5 protein-coding genes are annotated in these 9,145 nt (G+C 37.9%); all 5 read right to left on the reverse strand.

Annotation, left to right across the window (positions count from 1 at the left end):
• Positions 1 to 3,380, reverse strand: a 3,380-nt coding sequence (locus BBROOKSOX_RS07535) for a SpvB/TcaC N-terminal domain-containing protein (RefSeq protein WP_139660583.1), incomplete at its 3' end; no start/stop codon positions are given.
• Between the two features lie 206 nt (positions 3,381 to 3,586).
• Positions 3,587 to 4,099: a hypothetical protein gene (locus BBROOKSOX_RS07540; protein WP_139660584.1), complete on the reverse strand. Its 513-nt coding sequence runs from the start codon at positions 4,097 to 4,099 to the stop codon at positions 3,587 to 3,589.
• A gap of 131 nt (positions 4,100 to 4,230) precedes the next feature.
• Complete coding sequence (locus BBROOKSOX_RS07545) at positions 4,231 to 5,439, reverse strand: type II secretion system F family protein (RefSeq protein ID WP_139660585.1); 1,209 nt, start codon at positions 5,437 to 5,439, stop codon at positions 4,231 to 4,233.
• 5 nt (positions 5,440 to 5,444) lie between these two features.
• Entirely contained in the window at positions 5,445 to 6,893 is a 1,449-nt protein-coding gene (locus tag BBROOKSOX_RS07550) for a GspE/PulE family protein (protein WP_139660586.1), read from the reverse strand.
• Positions 6,886 to 8,808, reverse strand: coding sequence for a type II secretion system secretin GspD (gene gspD, locus BBROOKSOX_RS07555; protein WP_139660587.1), 1,923 nt, complete (start codon positions 8,806 to 8,808; stop codon positions 6,886 to 6,888). The genes BBROOKSOX_RS07550 and gspD overlap by 8 nt, the downstream gene beginning before the upstream one ends.
• Positions 8,809 to 9,145 lie beyond the last annotated feature (337 nt).

Below are 9,145 nucleotides of genomic sequence, written 5' to 3' on the forward strand. Positions count from 1 at the left end.
CTTTGTTCGTCTTCAAAGTATGGCAAAGATGCTTGCTTAACTCTACCTAGATCATCATAATGAATATCAGAGATGATCTTGCGCCCATCAAATCCTGTGTGTTGTTCTTTAGTTTTGCGGTTAAAGGCATCAAAGTAGGTGATTTTAGGAGAGGAGCCACTTGTTGTTGTGGTCACCTTGTAAACAATCCCTGCGTCGCTCTGGTTGGCATCAGTTTTCCACCACTCATAGTTGGTAGTTGTGGTGGTGCCGTCGGCTCTTGTTTCTTTGGCTTGCCTGCCGAGTGCATCATACTCCCAAGTGGTAGTTAGTCCATTTGGACCTGTTAAGGTTAAAACATTGCCTGTTTTGGTATCAAAGGTTTTGGTTTCAGAGTGTCCTAGGGCATTGGTGGTTTTGACTGGAAACTTGCCATCAGTAGAATACTCAACGGTTGTGCTTCTACTCACAATACCACTGCCTGTTATTGTACTTTTGGTTTTGTTGCCAAAACTGTCGTATTCATAAGTGGTGGTAAGAGATTTATTAGTATTTGGCGCTATGGTTTCACTTTTCAGTAGTCCGTCGCTGTTATAGGTAAAACTTGAGGTGCGGGTGATGCTTGGGGTGTTTATTGCACCATGGGTCACTTCGGCAGTTTTCAATCTACCTAAATGCCATTTAGCGCTATCATTATCATAAGTATTGATTGTCTCTGTTGTGAAATTAACACTCATAGGATTAGTCGTAGGATACATAACTGTTGTAGCTGATGCAAGGTTATTGCTTGTAGCACCAGCACCAGTAACAGTAGGTTTATAATGAGCAACAGAAAGGCGACCAATATTACCATACTCATCAATATTTGAATTCATTATAGCGGTGGATTTAATAAGATCACCAGAAGTAAAACCATAAACATCGTTTCGGTTTGTGTATAGGTCAACTGAGTGGACTTTGCCACTATGACTAATGCGTTGCTTATATTGATTGAGTTGTCTATTGAGTAATTGTTTTGTGCCGTCACCATTATCAAGGTATTCTTCTATTGAGGAAACTTGCCCAGTATAAGGGTAATCTTGCCTATATTGAGTGCGAGTCAATTTTAGAGCGTGAGTCAGTTCAACATTATCTAAATAATCATCTCTGGCTTCAATCCAACCAAAGCCTAAACTACCTCTACCTTTAAGGTTGACTTTAGCATCACCATATTTGTAATAAGTAGCATCTTTCCAATTGAAGAGATTGGTTCTTGTTTCAACAGATGAGACCACTAGTCTGGCATTTTGAATATCAATGTTTGGATACGCACCATTTGTACCTTTAGTATAGACGGATGGGTCAGTAAGTGGTTTATAGTCAAGCCATGTAGTGGTGCCTGTACCTGTAATAATGCTTTTGAGTAGTGGTTTGCTGGTCACATTTGTCCAAGATCTGCAATCTCCTGTTGTGTCACATTTTAAGAAATCAGGCAAGCCATCACCTGATACATCAACAATACGCACACCTGTGTCAAAATTACCAGAGTCATTCCAATGAGAAATTGCTATTGGTGGTTTCCAGTTATCATTGAGTTTCCAACCTGAGCCAGTGTTTATCCAAGCTTTGCACTGTCCTGCTGTATCACATTTTAAAAAATCAGGTAAACCCTCACCGGTTACATCGACAATACGCACACCTTTGTCGATACTCTTAGAGCCATTCCAATGAGAAATTACTACTGGTGGTTTCCAGCTATCATTGCGTTGCCAACCTGAACCAGTGTTTATCCAAGCTTTGCAAGCCCCTGCTGTGTCACACTGTAAGTAATCAACCAAACCATCGCCATTCACATCTAAAATACGAACACCATAATCCCTTATAACTCCTGAATAATTACCAGCAATAGCCGTTTGGGGCTTATAGGCATCATCACGCTTCCAACCTGTCCCTGTATTAATCCATGATTTGCAATCAGTAACTGAGCCCGATGATAACTCGCACTGCAAAAAATCAGGCAGGCCATCGCCGGTTACATCAACAATACGCACACCATTGTCAATATTATTAGTGCCACTCATATAAGCAATGACCACTGGTGGTTTCCAATTATCATTGCGTTGCCAACCTGAGCCAGTGTTTATCCAAGCTTTGCAAGCCCCTGCTGTGTCACATTGCAAGAAATCAGGCAAGCCATCGCCGGTTACATCAACAATACGCACACCATTGTCAACACTCTTAGAGCCACTCATATAAGCAATGACCGCTGGTGGTTTCCAGCTGTCATTGCGTTGCCAACCTGAGCCAGTGTTTATCCAAGCTTTACACCGTCCTGCTGCGTCACATTGTAAATAATCAACCAAACCATTGCCATTCACATCTAAAATACGAACGCCCTTACCATTAATAATTGTTTTAGGTTTGTAGGCATCATTACGCCTCCAACCTGCCCCTGTATTAATCCATGATTTACAATCAGTAACTGATGATGATGCACACTGTAAAATATCAGGCAAGCCATCGCCGGTTACATCAATAATACGCATCTTAGAAGAAATTACCGCTGGTGGCTTCCAAGTATTATATCTATGCCACCTGGTAGGCTCTACATAACCGAATCTTTTCCAGCTAAATTTCATTTTTGGCAAATATTTATCACCTATCTGTTCTTGCAATGAAACTAACTGAGTTCTTTTAGGAATGGTGCCACTATATTGATATTCTAGGTTATAACTTCTTGCAAGGTTGTTTTCTGCATAAGTGGTTATTGTTTTTAAGCGTTTAGTCTGAGAATACTTAGCACCTGCTTGATAAGCTATAGCCTTGTCTTCTCTATCCTCATAGTTAAATCTCACTGAATTGTTGCTGTAATTAATGCGACTAAGTGTGTATTCGCCATTTACATGGTCTTCACTATAAACATAATCAATAGCATTACCTGAAGCATCCGTGATTTTATTCACTACCCAAAGCTTAACGACACTCTTGCCTTGTACTTCAATCTTGGAATCACCCGTATTACCATACTCAAAGGTTTGCCCACTTTTAGTGTCAACCGTCCAATAATTGCCAGTGAATTTAACTCTACTAAAAGTATCAATCTCAGTGCGATATTCTGAACCTGATTTACCCTCTTGCCCCCTAATGGCAATTAGGCGCTGTCCATCTAGACAATATCTGTCATTATCATCATAACCAACCCCACCTTTCATACCGTCAGTAGCAATGGTTTTATCACAACGATAAATGGCTGATGAGCCACCTAATTTAAATCCTATGCCAAGTAACCCATTACCTGAATTAGAATTATAATAAATTGAAAGCTCTGGTTTCATGCCACTGATACCCGGTGGCACAATAATTGGAATGGCATAGTTAGCACTACCTTGTTCTACACTAAGTGCACCTGCTGTAGAACCCACTAAAGCTGAAGTATCAAGATCAAAAACACTACTAAACTTGACAAGGAAATAAACTTGATAAGCCTAAAAACAGCACTGTAAAACTTGGGGCAAGTAGTGTTTTGATGCGTTTCAATAATACCAGTATATTTATTACAAATAGTTTGTTCAGTATTTTAATTTTCATCATTGTTAATCCTTTGTTATGCGTATTGTTTTTATAAATCTTATCTTAAAGCGTCTAGTTGCGCTTTAATGTCTTTAATCTTTTGTTGCTGGAGAGCTCGTTGTTTGTCTAATTCTTTTTGTTGTTGCTCGCTCAATGACACCGCTGGCAAATCTAACCCAGCAATAAGACTGTCCATCTTAGCAATAATGCCATCTGCCTCAGCAATGAGCGCATCTGTTTGTTTGATTTCTTCTTTATCTAGTGGTGGCAGTGGCTTAGGGAAGCCTGGTGGTAAACGCGGATCGTTATTAACAGCCTCGCTACTTGCTTGGTTTGAATTGTTGTTGGGGTTAAATGGGTCTTGGGTTTGTTTGGTATTGGCTGGTGTGTTAGTGGTGTTACCTAGTGTTGCTTGTGAGCGGTTATCAACTGAGGTATTCGCATTAGATGGCGTGATAACCGAAACACCAGATTGAGTATCCTGATCATCTACATTCAAAGAGACAATAAGCCCTGCTATTAACGCAATAAAAATAATGGAAATTAAGGATTTTTGTTGTGTTTGGGTCATTTATTAATGTTGTGTGAAGAACATAAAATTTATGTAGCAAACATGAGTATAACTAACAATTGTTTTATTTGCAATAATAAATTAGAAAAGACAAGTTAAACCTAGAATAAAAACAACACTAACTTGGCAGTTTATAGGGGAATTTGATTAAGCTCAAAAATTGGCAAAAGCATCGCCAAAACAATAAAGAGCACAACGCCGCCCATAATCAATATCATTATCGGTTCAAAAGTATTAACCAGTTTTGTGGTGTAGTGGTCAATTTCATTTTCTTGATTTTGTGCAGCTTTATTCAGCATTTTTGCCAACTGCCCGCTACTCTCGCCACTGGCAAGCATATAAAGCGTTACTGGTGGTAAAGCGTTATATTGTTTAAATGCTAAAAACAAGGATGAGCCTTCACGCACTTTTTCTCTGGCTTTTAAAATGGCTTGGCGCATTGGCAGGAAATTCAGCGCCATTGCTGAATTAGTAAGTGCGGTAATCACAGGTGCACCACTTTCATACAATAAAGAAAAAGTGCGTGCAAAGCGTATAGCATTAGTGATGATTATTATTTTCCCAATCACAGGTATTTTGACCAATATACTTTGCATTTTTTCTTTAATACTGGGTTTTTTAAGTAACAGCTTACTGCCAAATATCAATGCCAATAAAACAATTAAAATTGTCAAAGAGTACTCGGTTAAAAATTCATTGAGTTGAATAACAAAAATGGTAATTTCTGGTAATGGTTGACCAGAATCCTGAAAAACTGCTGCAATCTGTGGCACAATAAAAATCAAGAGCGAATAAACCACAACCATTGCAATAACAGAAACAATAACTGGATAAATCATCGCAGCAGAGACTTTCGCTCTAAAATGCTGTTGTTTCTCAATGTCTATTGCTAACGCCTCTAACACATTGCCTAGTTTTGCACTTGCTTCACCCAACTCAACCGTTGCAATATAGTAATCTGGAAATTGCCCATAATTTGAACCCAATGATTTTGCCAAACTCTGCCCTTGCAAGATCTGTGAGTGCGTGTGTTTGATGACTTTTACAAGGTGTTTTTTATGGTGATTTTGCAAAATTGTATTGAGCGCTTGTTCAACAGGAATAGAAGCTTGAATGAGTGAGCCTAATTGACGCGTTAACATGGCAATATCAGCCATACTTAAGTGCTTTTGAAATAGATTCTTTGCTTTTTTTAATGATTGTTTGCTGGGCTTAATATTTAAAATAGTTAAATGCTGCTCTTTAAGTTGAGTGCGTGCGCTTTTAATATGGTCACTCTCAATAAGCCCACTGACTTGTTTTTGTTGTTGGTTAATAGCTTGATATTCAAAAACAGGCATACATTTTATAGGGAAACAACTCTAATCGCTTCATCTAGGCTACATTGCCCTTGTATTACTAGCTCTATGACTTGGTCTTTTAAAGTGAGCATTTTTCCTTGAAGATGAGTGTTTATTTGATTTTCATCAGCACCGCTGTGAATCATTGCTCTGAGTTCAGTATCAACAACTAACAATTCATACAAACCACTCCTACCTGAAAAACCACTATGATGACAGTGCTCGCAAGATGAGGCGCTATAAATAACACCGGGCTTATCTAGACCTAATTTTTCTTGTTCTTTTTCATTGGTTGTATGCGCTTGTTTACACTCAGGACACAAGGTTCTGATCAGTCTTTGTGCTAACACGCCTGAGAGGCTAGAGGCTAATAAAAATGGGTCTATGCCCATATCTTTAAGCCGAATAATGACATCTTTGGCGCTATTCGTATGCAGCGTAGAAAAAACTAAATGACCCGTTAAGCTAGCCTGCACGGCAATCTGAGCAGTTTCTTTATCACGAATTTCACCCACCATCACAATATCTGGGTCTTGTCGTAAAATTGCTCTTAGTCCTTTAGCAAAAGTCATGTGAATACTATCATTGATTTGAGTTTGATTAATGCCATCAATATAGTATTCAATAGGGTCTTCAATGGTGGTAATATTTCTTGATTGGTTGTTTAAGACACTGAGTGCTGCATAAAGCGTCGTGGTCTTACCAGAGCCAGTCGGACCAACAACCAAGATAATGCCACTAGGTTTTTGAATTAAGTCGTGAATTTTTTGATAGATGTCATCATTCATTCCAAGCTGTTTGAGTTGCAATCTCCCAAGTTGTTTATCTAACAAGCGCATCACCACTTTTTCTCCTTTGCCAGATGGGATGATAGATACGCGTATGTCAACCGCACGACCACCTAATTGCAGTGAAATTCGACCATCTTGTGGTAAACGCCTTTCAGAAATATCAAGGTTGGCCATGACTTTAATGCGCGACACCAACAAAGGGGCAATCTTTTTTTGTGGCTCTAGTACCTCTTTTAATAGCCCATCTAAGCGAAAACGAATACGAATACGGGCTTCATAGGGTTCAATGTGAATATCAGAGGCTCCTTGTAAAATAGCTTGTGCGCATAAGGCGTTAATAAGACTAATAATCGGTGCTTGGTCATCAGAATCTAGCAATTCTATTGGCTCAAATAACTCCATTGCAATATCATCTAAGGTTTTATCTTGCTCCATATTGTGACTAAAATCTTGTAAATTATTCAGTGCACCACTTTCATAATGCGTTTGTATTTTCTGCATTAAAGATTCTTGCGAGATTTGCTCTAATTGAAAGACACCGTATTTGCGTCTAATTTCTAATAAAGTAGAAGCCTCAGGCAATACAGCGTAACTTAAGGCATCACCTTCTAACAATAATTTAAATTTTTTGCTAAACAAATAAGGCAATGAAACATCATTCATCTTCATACCAATTATCTTCTAAATCAACGCTAACTTCTTGGTTGCTTTTACTGCTTTCTTGAGTGGGCTTTATCTCTGCACTGGTTTTCTTTTTACCAGCGATACTATAATCTGGAAAAAGGTCATCAAAGCTATCTTTTCCCATATTTTTTAGTATTCTCTTTGCTTGGATATAACTATATTTTTGTCGACTAATGTCATCTATATTATCCTTGGTAAGAATAGTAGGTCTAATAAAAATCAGCAAATGGCGCTTATCATTTGTTTCAGTGTCATAACGAAACAAATGCCCTAAAATAGGGATATCACCCAACAAAGGTACCTTATTGTGTTTCTCACGCACATGATTGTCAATCATGCCACCTAACACTAATATTTTATTATTCTCCACCATTACCGTTGTTTTGATTTTTCTTTTTGAAGTGATCACATCTACAGCACTAGCAGACGGCACCACATTAGAAACTTCTTGTTCTATTTTTAATTTAACCCCACTACCTTCGTTAATTTGAGGTTTGACCTTTAAAGTAAGTCCAACATTTTTACGCTCATAATTTTGAAATGGATTGGAATTATTGCTACTAAGTTGTGTATTGGTAATAAAAGGCACCTCATTACCCACAATAATTTCAGCCTCTTCGTTATCTAAAGTAACAATGGAAGGTGTGGATAAAATATTGGCATTACCCAAACTGTTTAGCGCATTAATAACCATACCTAACGCACTGGTAATTTTGCCATTTGCATCTTTATTCTGTTTGCCAAAAAGAAAACTGACGCCAGGTTTGAGTGAATTTACCAATTTGGACGAGCCAGCAGACTTATTTGTTAATAAAGAGGGTATTTGCTCATTAAAATTAATCATTCCCATGCCGTTATCATTACCACCTAGCCATTGAATGCCCAATTCATTGATATCTGATGAAGTAATTTCAGCAATCACAGCTTCAATTAACACCTGTGCACGCTCAACATCAAGTTTATTGATAACTTCTTTAACACTTAAAGTGATTGCCATTGGTGCAGTTACAACAATAGCATTAGTTGCATCATCTGCTTGAATGTTAATTGCTGATTTTTTTTTCTGGACTGCGCTACCTATCTGTTTCGCAACCCCTTGCAAAATAGGCAACATACTTTTGGCATCAGCATGCTTTAAATAAATGACTGAAGTAGAGCCAGATTCTCCTCGCTTATCTAGTTCAATAATTAAAAACCTTGCTTTCAATCGTTTAGCTTTATTACCACCAATAATAATTTGGTTGCTTTGTGCATTTGTACTAATCGTAAAATTAGAATGTCTTTTATTTTTAATCAGCAATGAGGTTAATACACCTGCCAGTTCTGTCGCGCTTGAATTTTTAAGTGAGATAATTTCATAATCATCGTCAACTTTTTGGTCTAAGAGGCTGACCATATCCTTGATACGCTTAACACTAGCGGCACTATCCGTCATAATAATACTGTTAGAAGGTTGGTAAGCAGCTAGATATCCATGCTGAGATGTCAAAGGGCGCAAGATAGCGATCAACTCCTTTACTTCTACATTTTTAACCGCAAGTACTACACTAATGATTGAATCACCTGCAAGATGATTAGGTGGCGTGTTTTTGGTGGCATTTTTTGGCAATATCTTATCAAAATCATCCCCTGAAATAACCACATAGCCATGCACTTGCAAAATAGATGTAAAAAATTGATAAAGTTTTTCATCGTTAATATCTTGATTACTCACTACATTAACTTTTCCTCTCACTCTAGGGTCAATAATAAAATTTTTACCCGTTGCTTGAGAGACAGTATTAATCAATGTGCGAATATCCGCATTTTTCAAATTAAGTGTCAATGCGTGGGCTGAGGATAGCACAAACAATAAAGTCAGAAAAGTATAAATAAATCGATGTTTTTTGTTCATATTAAGAGCCTAAATTCAAATTCTAAGTGCAAATTTTTTGTTGGTTAATAATACCTGATTCAAACACCATTTTTGGTGTTTGATAATTCAGGCATTTTCTTGCCTTATTATTCGACAACCTTATTGACTTGTTGTTCAAGATTGTCAACCACAAACAAGCATGTGTGCTTACTGATAACAATAACGCCACTTCTAGTTAATGTGCTAAAACTAGCACAATGAGACCTTTGCATAAATAGGGACAATCATCAGAAACCCACTTTTCACCCACTTGGCGATTTTTTAAACCCAGCCTTAGCCCTGCTAGGACAAGGTTTAAAGAAATCACCCATTGGGC

The organism is bacterium endosymbiont of Bathymodiolus sp. 5 South, from assembly GCF_900128535.1.
GTDB lineage: Bacteria > Pseudomonadota > Gammaproteobacteria > PS1 > Pseudothioglobaceae > Thiodubiliella.

What these genes read in the sequence shown, in the direction of transcription:
- BBROOKSOX_RS07540 (WP_139660584.1), bottom strand. Translation starts at nt 4,099, where the DNA reads ATGACCCAAACACAACAAAAATCCTTAATTTCCATTATTTTTATTGCG.
- BBROOKSOX_RS07545 (WP_139660585.1), bottom strand. Translation starts at nt 5,439, where the DNA reads ATGCCTGTTTTTGAATATCAAGCTATTAACCAACAACAAAAACAAGTC.
- gspD (WP_139660587.1), bottom strand. Translation starts at nt 8,808, where the DNA reads ATGAACAAAAAACATCGATTTATTTATACTTTTCTGACTTTATTGTTT.
- BBROOKSOX_RS07550 (WP_139660586.1), bottom strand. Translation starts at nt 6,893, where the DNA reads ATGAATGATGTTTCATTGCCTTATTTGTTTAGCAAAAAATTTAAATTA.